This is a genomic window from Gardnerella rara, from assembly GCF_055452355.1.
This window is the reverse complement of record NZ_JBVBJP010000003.1, coordinates 110,915-127,318: the sequence shown is the minus strand read 5'-3', so window position 1 is coordinate 127,318 and position 16,404 is coordinate 110,915. Positions and strand designations below refer to the sequence as shown.

At 48.8% G+C, this 16,404-nt stretch carries 14 protein-coding genes and 5 tRNA genes; 17 read left to right on the top strand and 2 right to left on the bottom strand.

Annotated features, from left to right (window positions below):
- Positions 1 to 247 precede the first annotated feature (247 nt).
- Positions 248 to 1,564 carry a hypothetical protein gene (locus ACZ0NX_RS03775; RefSeq protein WP_464405602.1) on the top strand — a complete coding sequence of 439 codons (1,317 nt, stop codon included), beginning with the start codon at positions 248 to 250 and terminating at the stop codon, positions 1,562 to 1,564.
- 311 nt (positions 1,565 to 1,875) lie between these two features.
- On the opposite strand, the gene ACZ0NX_RS03770 is transcribed toward ACZ0NX_RS03775, so the two are convergent.
- Positions 1,876 to 1,960: transfer RNA gene (locus tag ACZ0NX_RS03770), tRNA-Ser, on the bottom strand.
- A gap of 149 nt (positions 1,961 to 2,109) precedes the next feature.
- A complete protein-coding gene (locus ACZ0NX_RS03765; protein ID WP_415696000.1) occupies positions 2,110 to 2,871 on the bottom strand; it encodes a Bax inhibitor-1/YccA family protein in 762 nt (253 codons plus the stop codon).
- Between the two features lie 380 nt (positions 2,872 to 3,251).
- On the opposite strand from ACZ0NX_RS03765, the gene ACZ0NX_RS03760 reads away from it, so the two are divergent.
- The 16 genes from ACZ0NX_RS03760 (at position 3,252) to rpmB (ending at position 16,068) form a co-directional block, all read left to right on the top strand.
- Positions 3,252 to 3,324 (top strand) — tRNA-Gly (locus ACZ0NX_RS03760).
- A gap of 26 nt (positions 3,325 to 3,350) precedes the next feature.
- Positions 3,351 to 3,421, top strand: a tRNA-Cys gene (locus ACZ0NX_RS03755).
- 31 nt (positions 3,422 to 3,452) lie between these two features.
- A tRNA-Val gene (locus tag ACZ0NX_RS03750) sits at positions 3,453 to 3,524 on the top strand.
- 39 nt (positions 3,525 to 3,563) lie between these two features.
- Positions 3,564 to 3,636: transfer RNA gene (locus tag ACZ0NX_RS03745), tRNA-Val, on the top strand.
- A 280-nt stretch (positions 3,637 to 3,916) separates the two neighbouring features.
- Positions 3,917 to 4,219, top strand: a complete 303-nt coding sequence (locus ACZ0NX_RS03740) for an ACT domain-containing protein (protein WP_464405600.1) — start codon at positions 3,917 to 3,919, stop codon at positions 4,217 to 4,219.
- Between the two features lie 19 nt (positions 4,220 to 4,238).
- Positions 4,239 to 5,603 carry a PFL family protein gene (locus ACZ0NX_RS03735; RefSeq protein ID WP_415696001.1) on the top strand — a complete coding sequence of 455 codons (1,365 nt, stop codon included), beginning with the start codon at positions 4,239 to 4,241 and terminating at the stop codon, positions 5,601 to 5,603.
- Between the two features lie 126 nt (positions 5,604 to 5,729).
- On the top strand, positions 5,730 to 6,719 hold the full coding sequence (locus ACZ0NX_RS03730; RefSeq protein WP_464405752.1) for a ribokinase: 990 nt from the start codon (positions 5,730 to 5,732) through the stop codon (positions 6,717 to 6,719).
- A gap of 67 nt (positions 6,720 to 6,786) precedes the next feature.
- Positions 6,787 to 7,803 (top strand): ribose-phosphate diphosphokinase, encoded by a 1,017-nt coding sequence (locus tag ACZ0NX_RS03725; protein ID WP_415689456.1) that lies wholly within the window; start codon positions 6,787 to 6,789, stop codon positions 7,801 to 7,803.
- Between the two features lie 209 nt (positions 7,804 to 8,012).
- Complete coding sequence (gene rpsF / locus ACZ0NX_RS03720) at positions 8,013 to 8,309, top strand: 30S ribosomal protein S6 (RefSeq protein ID WP_060786896.1); 297 nt, start codon at positions 8,013 to 8,015, stop codon at positions 8,307 to 8,309.
- A gap of 117 nt (positions 8,310 to 8,426) precedes the next feature.
- Entirely contained in the window at positions 8,427 to 9,110 is a 684-nt protein-coding gene (gene ssb, locus ACZ0NX_RS03715) for a single-stranded DNA-binding protein (RefSeq protein WP_415696003.1), read from the top strand.
- Between the two features lie 187 nt (positions 9,111 to 9,297).
- Complete coding sequence (gene rpsR, locus ACZ0NX_RS03710; protein WP_004105399.1) at positions 9,298 to 9,546, top strand: 30S ribosomal protein S18; 249 nt, start codon at positions 9,298 to 9,300, stop codon at positions 9,544 to 9,546.
- Between the two features lie 15 nt (positions 9,547 to 9,561).
- On the top strand, positions 9,562 to 10,008 hold the full coding sequence (rplI, locus tag ACZ0NX_RS03705) for a 50S ribosomal protein L9 (RefSeq protein ID WP_004121179.1): 447 nt from the start codon (positions 9,562 to 9,564) through the stop codon (positions 10,006 to 10,008).
- A gap of 677 nt (positions 10,009 to 10,685) precedes the next feature.
- The gene (gene mvk / locus ACZ0NX_RS03700) at positions 10,686 to 11,696 is read left to right on the top strand and encodes a mevalonate kinase (protein WP_464405597.1); all 1,011 of its coding nucleotides are present in this window, start codon (positions 10,686 to 10,688) and stop codon (positions 11,694 to 11,696) included.
- 10 nt (positions 11,697 to 11,706) lie between these two features.
- Positions 11,707 to 12,825 carry a diphosphomevalonate decarboxylase gene (mvaD, locus tag ACZ0NX_RS03695; RefSeq protein ID WP_464405595.1) on the top strand — a complete coding sequence of 373 codons (1,119 nt, stop codon included), beginning with the start codon at positions 11,707 to 11,709 and terminating at the stop codon, positions 12,823 to 12,825.
- Positions 12,818 to 15,334, top strand: coding sequence for a type 2 isopentenyl-diphosphate Delta-isomerase (gene fni, locus ACZ0NX_RS03690; protein WP_464405593.1), 2,517 nt, complete (start codon positions 12,818 to 12,820; stop codon positions 15,332 to 15,334). Before mvaD ends, fni begins: the two co-directional genes overlap by 8 nt.
- Positions 15,335 to 15,873: 539 nt before the next feature.
- Positions 15,874 to 16,068, top strand: a complete 195-nt coding sequence (rpmB, locus tag ACZ0NX_RS03685) for a 50S ribosomal protein L28 (protein WP_004105392.1) — start codon at positions 15,874 to 15,876, stop codon at positions 16,066 to 16,068.
- The last annotated feature ends 336 nt before the right edge of the window (positions 16,069 to 16,404 follow it).

Sequence of the window (16,404 nt, the reverse complement as noted above, 5' to 3'; positions counted from 1 at the left end):
TGGTACAAAGTGCGGAGTTGTGTTCCGCTTTTTGTACGTGATTTAGGTCAAATTTGGTACAAAGTGCGGAGTTGTGTTCCGCTTTTTTCAACGGTTTATAGCCTTTAACCACATTGATAAAAAATTCTTTACATACAAAAACAACGTTATTTATTATCAACATATGTCAAAGAAAATAAATATTAACGGCATACCCGATAAATTATTTAAAAAACTTATTGAGTCAGAGAATTCTAAGTCATGTCTTATGGCTTCTCAAAGCAATTCTCGAACAGACTTGCGACGCTGCTTAGAATCAGGAAAATTAGTCGAGCCATATTACGGCTTCTACGCTATTCGCGATCACTGGAATCAATTGCTGTACAAAGATAAAGTCAAGCGTATTGCAATCACTCTTACAAATAAGATAAAGATAAGAAAGTGGAATTTTACTGGCGAAACTGCCGCCGTGCTTTTGGGGCTGGATGTGGTTCACTTGCCTTACATACATCATTCGCTTACTGAAATATATGTGTCGTCTAGTTATGCGGAAAAATTTTCTTCGAATTGCAAAAAATCTGATTTGGACAAGAAAAAGTCGGTGCGGGATGCATTTAGACACAAATATAGCCGACTAAAACTTCCAGACATAATAGAGGATGAGTTTGGCATAAGGCTTGATGATTTTAATAAAAACAGATATAAAAATGCGGCGTCGGCGGCGTCGGCGGCGTCATTGTCATCGTCATCGTCATTGTCATCGTCGTCATCGTCATTTGGTCATATTGCAACTGCTGAAGAACTTGCGATTAGTCATGTTGCCAGCATTTATAATGTTCTATATGCTTGCGCTTGGAAGGGATCGTTCGCTGAGTCGCTAGCAACTTTCGATTCTGCGGCTCGCAAGGGTGAAGATCTTAACAAAATTTTGCGTGTTTGTCGTAAATTTTACGGCTCCATGGATTGTTGTAGCGATACGCCGCAGTTCTTGAACAGTGTTCAGAATCCAACAAACACGGATTTTTATGGTGTAAATTATTCGCCTATTAACAATCCAAATTTTCGTGACACTGATAAATTTGATGTTTTGTCGCGAATGGAGACTTTGGTAAAGTATGCGAATCCTAAGAGCGAGAACGGTGGAGAGTCGCTGGCGCGTGCGGTTATGCTTGAGCTTGGTTTTGTGGAGCCACAATTGCAGCACGAGTTTCCGAATCCGAATTGCCCGCAGAGTCCGTATCGCGCAGATTTTATGTGGAAAGTTAACGGAAAAATTATTGTTGGCGAGCTGGATGGTACTGATAAATATTTGATTGAAGATAGGACTTCGCTTAATAACCGCTCGGTTGCTGGCGATTTGCGTGCTGAGGATTTTGATGGAAGTGCGGAAAATATCAACAACTTCAGCACAAATAACTTATATAGATATAATCGCGATGCAGTTAGGAGGGAACGCAATAGAGAGCGGTGGCTTATGGAATGCGGAGTTGATAGTATTGTGCGATTTGATTATTGCGATATCTTGAATCCGATTGAATTTAAGAAGAAGTTGCTTTCGGCAGGTGTTCCCGTGGCCGTTGCGTGATTTACAGCATTCTTGATTAATCTTTTCCGCTTTTTGTACGTGATTTGGGTCAAATGTGGTACAAAGTGCGGAGTTGTGTTCCGCTTTTTGTACGTGATTTGGGTCAAATTTGGTACAAAGTGCGGAGTTGATTGACGGGTTTTGTACGCGATTTGGGTCAAATGTGGTACAAAGTGCGGAGTTGTGTTCCGCGTTTTGTACGTGATTTAGGCCAAATTTGGTACAAAATGCGTCAACTTTTACGCTTTTTGTTGTTATAGACGCAAGAGACGAAAAAAGGGCTTCTAGCGATTTGCTAGAAACCCCGTTCGCGGATGAGGCGAGATTCGAACTCGCGGTAGGTTTCCCTACAACGGTTTTCAAGACCGTCTCCTTAGACCGCTCGGACACCCATCCAGTTGTGCGTGCTACGCTATAAACGTAAAAAGTGCACAATCGCACATTTTACCATAATCCCTGGGAAAAATTGGGATAAGCGCGCGCCCGCACGAGTCGCGCCCGCACGAGTCGCGCATCATACTCGAGCCGCACGAGCGCACAAATACCTAGTCGCGCCTATTTCCCAGCAACTCCAACAAGTAAACAAACATGTTGATAAAGTCCAAATAAAGATTAAACGCGCAAATAATTGAAACGCGCTTAATCATCTCTGGCTGATTGGCGTACGCTTCAAAAATCGCACGCGTTTTCTGCGCATCGTAAGCCGTAAGACCTGCAAAAATAAGCACCGCAATTGCCGCAATAAATCGCATAGTGCCAGCGCTTGGCGCAACAAACATAAAGATAACTTGGCTAATTACAAGCACGATAAGTGCCACCATAAGAATTGGGCCAGCCTTAAGCATATTCACTTTTGTAGTGAGCGCAAGCATTGTAAGGCATAGGAAGAATCCCGCTGTAAGTGCCAAAACCATTGCAATAGAGCCAAGGCTAAACACGGTAAAAATCGTACTAAGCGTAAAGCCTGTAAGCGCTGCATAGGCGTAGAAAAGCGCGCGCGCCGCCGTAACGCTCATCTTCATAATGCGCATTCCAAGCACAACAGCCAGCGCCACCTGCGCAATAACAATGCCGAAGAAGCCGAACCGACCCGTAGCATACAAGTACGAATAAAGCGCGCCCGTGCTTTGTGTAAACATTGCAACAAGCGTTGTAACAATTAAGCCAACGGTCATTTCTGCATAAACGCGACGCACACTCACGCGCTCGGCCTGCTCGCGCACATAAGTGGCCTGCGTGTCTACGATTGTTGGGTTTTGTGCGAAATCGCCAGCGTAATTGCCGTTAAAATTTCCAAAATCTCCCATAAATCCTCCTAAAATTCTATAAGACCATATACAACTCTATACAACTCTATAAACCCTTGAAAATATGAGTATAGTACATTTGTACGAAATGCGCAAGAGTAAAAGATCGGCAACAAAAGGACGCGACGACCTGCCTGAGCGCAGCTAATCCGCGCGAGCAATTTCCCGAGAATGTTGTTCAAATTGGCATGTTGAGCTACAAAATCGGGAGGTTTTTCCCGAGAATGTTGTTAAAAATGGCAAAATCAGCTACAAAATCGGGAAAAATGATCGAGAATGTTGCTCGACACGCCAAATATGGATAGGACTTGCATTTGAAAATATTTAGGGTATAGTAGTTACTCGTGCTTCGAGCTGGCATTAGTTAGCGAGAATGCGTTGCGGACATAGCTTAGTTGGTAAAGCGCAACCTTGCCAAGGTTGAGACCGCGGGTTCGAGTCCCGTTGTCCGCTCTAGGTCTGGTGAGTTATCGGCCTGTGGTGGGTTAGCCAAGCGGTTAGGCAGCGGCCTGCAAAGCCGTATAGATGAGTTCGACTCTCGTACCCACCTCGATTGAGCGTGTTAGCTTAATAAACAACCTGGGCGGTTGGCGCAGTGGTAGCGCACTTCCCTGACACGGAAGGGGTCACAAGTTCGAACCTTGTATCGCCCACTCGAAAGGATTGCCTTTCACGCATAATTAAAAAATTTTGGGTGATTGGCGCAGCGGCTAGCGCACTTCCTTCACACGGAAGGGGTCATAGGTTCGATTCCTATATCACCCACAATATGTTTGTTTTCGCGGTATTTTGCCGCGTTTTTTTTTATTCATAGTTGTTCGCATTGTAAATCAACTCGCATCGCGTTGCATCACGCTGCATCACGCATAAGCGCCATCCAATCGCAACGAATTGTCGATTATACGCGGCGGGCAATAGTATAAATAAGGAGCAAAGCGCGCGCGAATGTCGTATGGTGTATAGCATATAGACCCTCCGCCGCGCCGAAATATCGCCAATAAAGCCAATATAGCCAATAAAGCTAATAGAGCCAATAGGAGTGATTATGAACACCACTAATCCCACTAATAATGATGAAAACAAAGCCGTAATCACCGTAGTGGGCAAAGACGCTGTAGGAATCATAGCTAAAGTCACGACTCATTTAGCAAATAGCAAGGCGAATATTTTAGATATATCTCAAACAATCGTCAACGGATTCTTTAACATGATGATGATTGTAGACGTAAACGAAATAAGCGTAGAATTTGGCGAGCTGGCCGAAGAACTGGCAAAGCTGGGCGAAGGAATTGGCGTTAGCATACACTGCCAGCGCGCGGAAATCTTTACAAACATGCACAGAATCTAGGGATTAGTAGGAGAAGCCCATGCTAAACATTATGGAAGTGAGCGAAACAAACTCCATGATCGAGCAAGAAAAGCTCGACGTTAGAACCATAACAATGGGAATCAATCTGCTAGACTGTGCAGACGCAAGCGTGCAAAAAGTGTGCGAAAACGTATACAACAAGATTACGTGCCTTGCAAAAGACTTAGTCAGCACGGGCTGCGCGATTGAGCGTGACTACGGAATTCCGATTGTAAACAAGCGCATAACCGTAACGCCAATAAGCCTTGTTGGTGCGGCCGCATGCAAAAGCCCAGACGACTTTGTGCAGATTGCGCACGCGCTAGATAAAGCGGCCAAAAAAGTTGGTGTAGACTTGATTGGCGGCTATTCCGCGCTGCCTGCAAAATCCATGACCGCCGCCGACCGCATGCTTATAGAATCGCTGCCAAAAGCCTTGAGCGAGACGGATATTGTGTGTTCGAGCGCAAACGTTGGGTCCACTCGCACTGGAATCGACATGGATTGCGTTCAGCTGCTTGGGCGAGTAGTCAAGCAAATCGCGCATGCAACGGCAGACCGCGACTCGTACGGATGCGTAAAATTCGTGGCATTTTGCAACGCTCCAGACGATAATCCGTTTATGGCAGGCGGATTCCACGGCGTAACCGAAGGAGACGCTGTAATAAACGTTGGTGTATCTGGGCCAGGCGTGGTTTCGCGCGCGCTAGACGAGGCGCGCGGGAAGGATTTTGCGTTCTTGTGCGAGACGATTAAGCGCACGGCTTTTAAGATTACGCGAGTTGGCCAGCTGGTTGCGCAAGAGGCGTCTAGAAGGCTTGGTGTGCCGTTTGGAATAATCGACTTGTCGCTTGCGCCAACACCAGCCGTGGGAGACTCCGTAGGCGAAGTCCTAGAGAAAATCGGGCTTTCCACCGTTGGCGCGCCTGGCACAACCGCCGCTCTTGCAATGCTTAACGATCAAGTTAAAAAGGGCGGAATAATGGCCAGCAGCTACGTTGGCGGGCTTTCTGGCGCGTTTATACCTGTTTCGGAAGACGCAAACATGATTGCTGCTGCAAAGTCTGGCTGCCTTAAAATAGAAAAGCTAGAAGCAATGACGTGCGTATGTTCGGTAGGCCTAGATATGATTGCGATTCCTGGAAGCACAACCGCCGCAACAATATCTGGAATGATTGCGGACGAGGCGGCAATTGGCATGATAAATCAAAAAACCACTGCCGTGCGCATAATCCCAGTGGAAGGCAAAGGCGTTGGGCAAATGGCCAATTTTGGCGGTTTAATGGGGTACGCTCCGATTATGCCAGTAAACACCGAAAGCTGCGAGGAGTTTGTTTCGCGCGGCGGGCGGATTCCAGCGCCTGTGCACAGCTTTAAGAATTAAGTCACGATTTAAGTCACGATTTAAGTCACGATTTAATAACGACTTAAATAACGACTTTAGTCACAATTTAATAATGATTTACGAAAGGAAGTCATTATGGAACAGACCACGCCGCTAAGCAGTGAAATGCTTGCTAGCGCGCTAGAAAAGATAGGTGAATCAAGCAATCGCGTTGCAGTAGTAGGCTCCATGAACGCCGACTACACAATAGTTGCCGACCGCCTGCCAAATCCTGGAGAAACCGTAAACGGAAGCGATTTGCGCGTTCTTCCAGGCGGAAAATCGGGCAACCAGGCCGTTTCTGCCGCAAAAATTGGCGCAAATGTGCAAATGTTTGGCGCGGTAGGCAGCGACGAAAACGCAAAATTCCTGCTAAACACGCTGGAATCCGCTGGCGTAGATACGTGTAAAATCCTGCGCGTAGAAGGCGTAAAAAGCGGCGCAACCGTAATCACAGTAGACGCCAAAGGCGGCGAAAATACAATCGTTTACGCGCCAGGGTCCAACGCAAAAGTGAGCGTGGAATATATTAGTCAAGACGATGTTAAGCAGGCGATTTGCGGCGCAAGCGTTTTAGGACTTTGCTTAGAAAGCCCAATGGAAACCGTAACGGCGGCGGCAAAAATCGCGCACGCGGCTGGCGTAAAAGTTTTGCTAAACAATTCGCCTTTTGTAAGCGAGCTTCCGCGCGAGTTGATTGAAAACGCAAGCATACTTCTTGTAAACGAGCACGAGATGGCGCAGCTGCTTAAAATTAGCGAGCCAGAAGACGGAAATTGGGACGATTTTGACTGGGATAATGCGGTGCGCGTTATGCACGAGTACGGCTTCGACGAGGCGGTTGTAACGCTTGGTGCAAAAGGCTCGGTTGTTTTAGACTTTGCGGCGCAAGATGGCAAAAAGGTTGTGCGCATTTGCCCTCAGCGCGTTAAGGCAGTAGACACCACGGGCTGCGGAGACGCGTTTATGGGAACCGTTTTGGCAGCGCTCGCCGCTGGATTTAGCCTAGCGCAAAGCGCGCAAGTGGCAACCTACGTTTCGGCGTATGCGGCAATGGGATTTGGTGCGCAAAGCTCGTACGGCAGCGCGCAGCAGGTGGTTCGCGCGTTTGAGTAGTGGCGCTGTATGCTGATAGACTAGATGCATATGCGTTTTTTACCGATTTTGCAATGGAAAGGCAGATATGTCAACAATTCTTGAAGGCACTCCAAAAAAGCAAATGATGCTGGTAACGGGTAGGGCGTACCCACAGCTTGCGGAAGAAACTGCAAGCTACCTTGGCATAGACGTGCTGGAAACAACTGCCTATGACTTTGCAAACGGGGAGATGTACGTGCGTTTTACGCAGCCAGTTAGAGGCGCGGACGTTTTTGTTTTGCAAGCACACACCGATCCAATCAACAATTGGATTATGGAACAGCTGCTTATGGTGGATTCTTTAAGGCGAGCATCCGCGCGTAGCATAAACGTTGTGGCGCCTTTCTTTGGGTATTCGCGCCAAGACAAAAAGCATCAGGGTCGCGAGCCAATTACAGCGCGACTTATGTTTGATTTGTTCCGATCTGCTGGAGCCACAAGAATTTTGACGGTAGACATGCACGCGGCTCAGGAGCAGGGGTTCTTCGACGGGCCTGTGGACCACTTAACGGCTATGCCAGTTTTGATTGACTACGTTCGCAACACAATGAGCCTAGAAAACACTACGATTGTTTCGCCAGACGCTGGGCGAATCAAGGTTTCGGAGCAGTGGGCTGCAAAGCTCGGCGGATTGCCGTTGGCGTTTATTCACAAAACGCGCGATACAACAAGGCCAAATCATGCGGAAGCGCACGGAATTATTGGCGATATTAGCGGCCGCGATTGCATTGTTGTAGACGATATGATTGACACGGCTGGCACGATTTGCGAAGCTGTGCGCACGCTTAAGGGGGCGGGTGCAAAATCTGTTACCTTGGTTGCCACTCATGCGCTGCTTTCGGGGCCTGCGGTAGAGCGACTTAAGAGTTGCGGTGCGCGCGAAATTATTTTAACGGATACGGTTCCTGTTCCAGAAGAAAAGCGCTTAGAAAACATGACGGTTCTTTCAATTGCGCCGCTTTTGGCTGCGGGAATTAGGTCTGTGTTTAGGTCTGGGTCGCTTGTTTCGCTTAGAAACGCGCTTCCAGAAGACATGAAGCATAGAAATATTTACGCTCATTAGTGTTGTTGATTAGCTGCGCGGCGGTGAGTCGCAAGCATGATGTAGAATTAATAGGTTGTTCGTAAAATTAAATATGCAAAAATATATTGCATGATTATTGCATGATTAGTGCGTAATAAATTGCGTAATAACCATGATTTACGAACGATTTTGCAAACACACTCCTGCTGTGGAAAGCCCGCAGCCGAATAGTCCGAAGGAGGTGGGTGATGTCTGCACATAAGTATGAACTGATGTTCATTGCCGATCCAGAGCTTGATGAGCGTGGTCTTAAGAAGTTGACCGAGCAGTATCTTGAGCTTGTCACCAAAGAGGGCGGTTCCGTTGATGGTACCGACTATTGGGGTCGCCGTAAGCTTGCTTACGAGATTAATGGCAAGAACGAAGGTAACTACGTTGTAGTGAATTACACTGCTGAGCCAGCCCTTAGCGACGAGCTTGACCGTGTTTTGAATCTTAACGAATCCGTAGTCCGCACGAAGATTCTTCGCAAGGACGCAAAGTAAAGCAAAATAAAGCAAAGTAAAGTCAAAAAGTCAAAATCTAAGATATTCAAAATTATTTTGGATTTGCTCTAATTGTTCCAAAAAATTGTTCCAAGTCTTAATAGAAACGAGGCTACGATGGCTGGAGAAACTGTTATAACGGTGATTGGTAATTTGGCTAAAGAGCCAGAGACTGCTACCAGTTCCAACGGTAGCGTTAGAACGTCTTTTACGATTGTTTCTAATTCTTCTACTTTTGACCGAAGAACAAACAGCTACGTTAACGGCACGCCATTATCGCTTAGATGCGTTGCTTGGGGCGACTTGGCCGAGCATTGCGCGCAAACACTTACAAAGGGAATGCGCGTTATTGTTCAGGGTAGGTTGCGTGCAAACAACTACGTTGATAAAAACAGCAACGAAAAGCGATACAGCATTGATTTGATGATTGATGAGATTGGGCCATCCTTGCGATTTGCCACCGCTCAAGTTAATCGTTTGAGCTCGAAGGGCGGTTTTGCTGGGAATAATGGCGGATTTAATCAGGGTGCTGATTTTGGAGCGGGCGCGGCAATGGGCGCTGGCGCTGGAATGGCTGCTGGTGGATACACTGGTGGTTATGCTGGCGGCGCGAATTATGCGAATAGTGCGGCCGCTGGTGCGGGTGCTGGAATGGGCGCTGGAATGCCTGCGCAAAATGGCGCTAATCAGGGCGTAAACGTTGAAGACCCGTGGAGCGCTTCGGCTCCTTCAAACGGCGGATTTGCAACGTTTGGAGCTAGCTCCGATTTTGGTGGAGCAGACGAAGAGCCAGAATTCTAGTTTGCTGTGCGGGCTAATGGCGTCTAGGCGCCGCTGCTTTAGGGCAGATAGCTTAGCAAATATGCTTAGCAAAATGGCTTATTGTTTGTAAAACTAATATCGGCAAAAATCTAAATACGACTTTACAATTAAAAACATCAGTTTAGCGTATAAACAAACGTTTAACGCATTTAAGAGAGGACATCCTATGTCACGTAAGAGGCCGCAACCACCGGTCAAGCCTTTTAAGAAGAAGCCAAATCCTTTAAAGGCTGCCAAGATTACTGAAATTGATTACAAGGACGTTGCTTTGTTGCGCAAGTTCGTTTCGGACCGCGGCAAGATTCGTTCCCGCCGTATTACTGGTGTAACCGTACAGGAACAGCGCAAGATCGCGAAGGCCGTTAAGAACGCTCGCGAGATGGCTTTGCTCCCATACGCCACCACTGGTCGCTGATTGAGAGGATAGAACATGGCAGAAACCAAGGTTATTCTCACCAAGACCGTTGCAAACTTGGGTCACTCGGGTGACGTTATTACTGTTAAGGCTGGTTACGCACGTAACTACTTGATTCCACAGGGCTTGGCCTTTGCGTGGAATAAGGGCGCTGCTTCCCAGATTGAAGCTATGCGTCGCGCACGCTTGGCTAAGGCTGTGGCCACTCGCGAAGAGGCCGTTGCAGCTAAGGCCGCAATTGAAGGCACTGTTGTAGAAATCGCCGCTAAGGTGAGCGAATCCGGCAAGCTCTTTGGTGGTGTTTCCGCCGATAAGATTGCTGCCGCTTTGGCGCCAAAGGCCGCTGTTGAAGCACGCGCTATTAGCGTTGCTGCAATCAAGACCACTGGCGAATTCCCAGCAACTGTGGCTCTTCACCCAGAAATCACTGCTTCCTTTACTGTTAAGGTTGTAGCTGAGTAGTTAAACGTGTTCCAGCTTCCCACGCGGGTTTTGCGGGTCTTGCTTGTGAATTCTTGCTTGTGATTTTGCGGAATTTGCGATGGGAGGCAATCCATTTGGATTGATCTTAAGCATTAGCTCTGCGTGAGTTGTGGCGAGTTTTATTTGCTGCGACTTGCGCGGGGCTTTTTTCGTTTCCAAAATTGGCCAAAATGGGAACAAACGTGGGGGAGTGTTCTTGTGTTTGTTTCCCAAAACACCAAAAATGGGAACAAACGTGGGGAAAAAGAAACAAACGTGGGGGAGTGTTCTTGTGTTTGTTTCCCAAAACACCAAAAATGGGAACAAACGCGGGCAAAAGGGAACAAACGCGGGCAAAAGGGAACAAACGTGGGCGCAGCTAATCTGCGCGAGCGATATTTCCGGGTTTTGTACGTGATTTAGGTCAAATTTGGTACAAAGTGCGGAGTTGTTTGACGGGTTTTGTACGTGATTTAGGCCAAATTTGGTACATTTTCGGTAAATGTGAATGTGTTGTGTGTGTATGCGGCAAATCGTGGTGTTAAATCGCTTTAGATACTAAATTATAAAAGTTGGGAAAATGTGACTAACGCGAACGATTGCAGTGGCGAACGATTGCAGTGGCGACGATTGCAGTGGCAACGAGTGAGCCTGTAGAGCATTGCAAAGGAGGATTAGTGAGCGAGTGCAGCAGTTTAGCAAGTGGCGTTGGCGAAACTTGCGCAAAAGTGATTCTTTTTGGCGAGCACTCGGTGGTTTACGGCTACAGCGCAGTGGCTATTCCGTTGAAGAATCTTAAGATGCGTGCCACAGTCAAGAGAGCAAACGCGCCAATCGCATCAAACGCGTCGAACGCATCAATCACATCAATCACATCAATCGCGGATGAAAAAAACAGCATAACGCTTAAAGCACTGGATTTTTGCGGGCCATTACAAAACGCGCCAAAGCGCTTGGACTCCGTTAAAACCGCGATTTATAAGGCTTTGCAATTTGCAAATTGGCGCGGCGAAGCGTTGCAGGTGGAAACTGCTTGCGATTTTCCGCCAGAGCGAGGATTGGGGTCGTCGGCTGCGGCAGCGGGTGCCGTAATCCGCGCGATTCTAGATTTTTACTCGATTGAAGCCAGCGAGGACGAGCTATTTGCACTCACGCAAGAGGCGGAAAATGTTGCGCATGGAAAGGCATCGGGATTAGACGCTAAGGCTACGGCTGCGGCGCGCGCGGTGCGATTTTTTGGCGGCGAATTTAGCAACATAAATATACGCATGCACGCGTGGCTTGTTTTGGCCGATTCGGGGTGCAAGGGGCAAACGCGCAACACGGTTGAAGCTTTGCGCAAAAAGCGCGATTTGAATCCGCATGAGGTTGATGCGCTTTTAGAGCAGCTTGGAAAAATCGCCATTAGCGCTGAGGGCGATTTAGAGCTTGGGCGGCCGCTGGAAATTGGGCTTAAGATGAGCCGCGCGCACGAGATTCTTGCGCAATTAGGCGTGAGCACGCCGCTTTTAGACGCGTTGGTTAGGGCCGCGTGCAAAGGCGGGGCTTTGGGGGCAAAGCTGACTGGCGGCGGCGGAGGCGGTTGCGTTATCGCGCTTGCGCAAAGCTGCGAGGATGCGCTTAAAGTAAAATTGGCGCTAGAGCGCGCGGGCGCTGTTAAAACGTGGATTGTAGAAATCGGCGGTTAGAAAGGTGATTGTGGAAAACGTTGAGATTGAGCCAAAAATAGCGTTTGACGAGTCGATGCAAACGCATTGCGCAATCGCGGAAGCAAACGCAAACATTGCGCTAATCAAGTATTGGGGAAAGCGCGATGAGCAGCTGATTTTGCCGTATGCGTCTTCCTTATCTTTGACTTTGGGCGGATTTTCAACGAAAACCAGCGTACACTTTGACGATTCTCTAGCAGACGACTCCGTTTGCTTAAACGATGTAGAGCTTAGTGGCGATTTATTGCAAAGCAATGAACGCGCGCGAATCGTAAGAATGCTGGACATGGTGCGAAAAATGGCTGGAACGAGCCACAAAGCGCGAGTCGTAAGCAAAAACACGGTTCCAACGGCGGCGGGCCTTGCGTCTAGCGCCTCAGGTTTTGCGGCGCTGGCTGCGGCGGCGTCGTATGCGGATGGTCTTAAGCTAAACGCGCGCGAACTTTCGATTTTGGCGCGCAAGGGGTCGGGCTCGGCATGCAGGTCGATTTATGGCGGATTGGTGCTGTGGAACGCAGGTGAGAGTAGCGAAACAAGCTACGCGGAGCCAATCGAATTGCCAAAAGATTTGAGCCTTGCAATGGTGGCCGTTGTTTTAAATCCCAACAAAAAGAAGATTTCCAGCCGCAAAGCAATGCGGCAAACTGTTGAAACATCGCCGCTTTACAAAAGTTGGATTAAAAGCTGCGAGGATGACCTTAAAACGGCTTTGCAAGCGATTAAAAACTGCGATTTAGAGGCGTTGGGCGAGGTTTCGCAGCGAAATGCTTTGGGAATGCATGCGGCGATGCGCGCGGCCAATCCCAGCGTTGACTACCTTAGCGAAGAAACGCACGCCGTGCTTAGAGTTGTGCGGCAAATGCGCGGCGAGGGGTGGCCTGTTTGGGCTACAATGGACGCGGGGCCAAATGTTAAGGTTTTAACTAGCGCGGGCAAGGCTTTGAGCGTTAAAAACGAGTTAAGACAGCGGGTTTTGCAGGAGATTGCGCAATCGCGGGGTTCGCTGGCGGCGGCGGGTTCCGACTCTGCGCAATCCAATCCGCAGTTTGTTATTGCGCGAGCGGGCGGTGCGGTTAGCGTGACGGCGTACGGAGAAAATCATGACTAAATTTCAAGCGGAAGCTCCTGGAAAGCTTTATATTGCAGGCGAATACGCTGTTGTAGATGGAAAAGCTGCGATTGTTGCAGCCGTGAATCGCTATGTAAAAGTTACGGTTGACGCGGCTGGAGCTTGCGATTTTCCTTGCGATTTTTCTGAAGATGCCGACTGCGGCAGGAATTTTTACGGCAGGAATTTTTACGGAAAAATTGCGTGTGAGGATAAAAACTTTGAGCCGCTGTATTGGAGGTTTGACGAAGCACGTTTTGACGGCATGCGTTTTGACTGCGCGCGTTTTGGCGGCAACAGCAGGGAATTTATTTTAGATAAAAGTTGCGGACGCGGCTTTGATTCCCGCGCGGATGCTTGCGATTTGCCCGCGGAAGAATCGCCAGCAACCAACGATTTGCCAGCGCAAACTAATGTAGAAAAAATTAAAAAATACTACGCGTATGTGATTTCCGCAATGAACGTAGTAGATGAATATGCGCGCGAGATGGGCGTGTTGGGCGCGGCGGGAGCGCAAGGCTTAAAGGGCGGCGCGCGCGAATACAACGTACGCATTGAAAGCGATTTGGACGATAAAAAAACGGGCAAAAAATACGGTCTCGGTTCTTCGGCGGCCGTAACGGTGGCGGCTGTTCGCGCGCTGTGCGAATGGTACGGGTTGACGATTGCAACGCCAGAACTGTGCAAATTGGCCATAATCGCATCGTCGCTAGTAAAAAAGTCAGGAAGCGGCGGAGATGTGGCTGCAAGCGCATACGGCGGGTGGGTATTATACCGCGCGTACAATCGCGAATGGCTTAAAGCAGAAGTGGAAATGATTGAAAGCGGCGACTCAAGCCTACACGAGTTGCTGCAAAAAAAATGGCCGCGGTTTGTTGTAAAACGATTAAAAGTGGGCGGTGGCTTGCGACTTTTAGTTGGGTGGACGGGAAGCCCTGCCAGCAGCGCGGAGCTTGTTGGAAGCGTGAAGGCTGGGGTGAAGGCTGGCGCAGCGTCTGGCGCAAATTATGGCGATTCAGCCGCGCGTGAGTACGCTAAAACACATGCCAAAACATACGAAGATTTTTGTGCGCAAAGCGAAAAATGCGTGCAAAAAATCGCAAAAAGCCTAGAAAATGGGGATTTTAACGCGTTATTAAGCGGATTTGCGCAAAATCGAGCGCTGCTAAAAGATCTTGGCGAAATAACGGGAACGCTAATCGAAACGTCAAAACTTACGCGGCTAATAGAGGCTGCAAATTGCGCAGGATTGCCAGCAAAAACAAGCGGCGCAGGCGGAGGAGATTGCGGAATCGCGATTGCGCGCTCGCAAGATTTTGATGCAGTGGCTAATCGCATTAAAAGCGAATGGCAAAAAAACGGGATTGAGGCGCTTGGGTTGCAAGTGGCGGAATTTGATGAAAATCGCGATTCATCGCTTATCGAGCAGCGCAAAAACGATCACATAAAACTTGCGTGCAAACAATATAAATCGCGCGCGGATGCTGGGTTTGAAGCAGTGCGATTTATTCCAAACGCGTTGCCGCAGCTTGCGTTAAGCGACGTAGATACAAGCGTGAGCGTGCTTGGTGCCGCCGAAAAATGGGCTGCTCCGCTGTACATTAACGCAATGACGGGCGGCAGCAAAAATGGCGAAAATATAAACGCGTCGCTAGCTAGAGTGGCGGCAAAAACTGGTGTGGCAATGGCGTGTGGGTCGCTAAGCGCGGCGCTTAAAAATCCGCAGCTTGCGGGAACATTTAGCGTGATTAGACGCTTTAATCCGCGCGGATTTGTGATGGCGAATGTGAGCGCGGGAGCCGCCGCTGAGCAGGCGATTAAAGCCGTTGAAATTTTGCAGGCAAACGCGTTGCAAATCCACCTTAACGCGGCGCAGGAGCTGGTTATGAGCGAAGGCGACCGCGATTTTAGCGCGTGGCTTAGCAATATTGAGGCCATTGTGAGCGCGCTTGATTCAATGAAAGTGCCAGTTGTTGTTAAGGAAACTGGCTGCGGAATGAGCGCGCGGGATGTGTTGCGCCTGCAAAATGTTGGCGTGCGCGCGGTGGACGTTGGCGGGCGCGGCGGCACGAATTTTGTTGCGATTGAGAATGCAAGGCGCGGAGGCGGGCGCAGCTACGAGTTCCTTGATTCTTGGGGGCTTACCACTGTTGAGTCGTTGCTGGATATAGCGCGATGCGATGAGATTTTGCGCGATTCAGCGGATTCTTGCGATTGTGCGGTCGCTGGCGATTCTTGCGACTCTGCGCAAATGCAAGTGTTTGCAAGCGGAGGAGTGCGCACGCCGCTTGATGTTCTGCGCGCGCTTAAGCTTGGGGCAAGCGCAGTTGGAGTTGCGGGCGAGTTCTTGCATACGCTCACTTGCGGCGGTATGGATGCGCTTGTTGAGCAGATTGAGGATTGGAAGACGCAGATTCGCGTGATTATGGCGCTGCTTGGATGCAGAAATATTGCAGATTTGCGCAAAAATTCGCGCATCTTGATCGATGGCAAGCCGTTCGCGCTGTAACTGAACTTTATTGTTGCGCGATTTCCTATTTGGTGTTGTAGGAGGGCTGGCTAATTCTTGTCTCACAACGCTTCGCCTCTTACGTGTTGTCTGTTGTTGCGGTTGTTCCGATTTGGCTTTGATTTTGTTTTTGGTTGAAGTTTGTTTGTAGGGTGAGTCATTGGATTATTTGGTATCGGCTGCCGCTCTTATACTGTTCGACCAAGAATCACCCAGCCCTCTTTCGTGCTTGAACAATTGCGTATTGCTTAGTCGCCTGAGATTCTCGATTTTTCTTGCTCTCTCGGCGAGTCACCACCTTCGGCGCTGAGGCTCACCTCGTTCACGGCGAAAAATCTCGAATCTCTACCGCACTTTGCGGAATTTTAAGCGTTATACCAACTCGTTCACGCTGTAATGTCGGGCGTAGTGATATACTTGTGTAGTTGTGCGTTCAGGCATGCCTGTTTGTTTGTGCGATTTAACATTGGTTAGTTGCATTTGGATTGGCGTGAGTGAGCGACGCAAGACTTGCAAGTCAAAGAAAATAGGAGTCCATTATGGCAGCTCGTTGCGCAGTATGTGGCAAGGGACCGCAGACCGGTTTCAGCGTTTCACATTCGCACATTCGCAATAAGCGCACCTTCCGCCCGAACCTTCAGCCGGTTCGCACCACCATTGATGGCGAAAACGTTCGCCTTCGTGTGTGCGTAAAATGCATTAAGGCAGGCAAGGTTCAGCGCGTTGAGGCGTGAATCGCGTGTTAAATGTAAGGCCCTGAGCAGTGCTCGGGGCTTTTTTGTTAGCGAATTGACTTGCATGAGCGCTTAGACCGCGCGCGCGACATTTCCGCTTTTTGTACGTGTTTTTGGTCAAATTTGGTACAAAAGCGCGAATCGATTTGCATGAGCGCTTAGAGCGTAGCGCGCGAATGCACTTCGATTCGCTGAGCTTGCTCAGGTTGAAAGCACGGTGTGCTTTCAACGCAAGCGAAGACGTGAGCGCGGCTAATCCGCGCGAACGAAACGCTTCATCCGCTGCGAAAAATCTCGAATCTCTACCTAGCTTGGCGTAGCCTATGTAATCTTGTA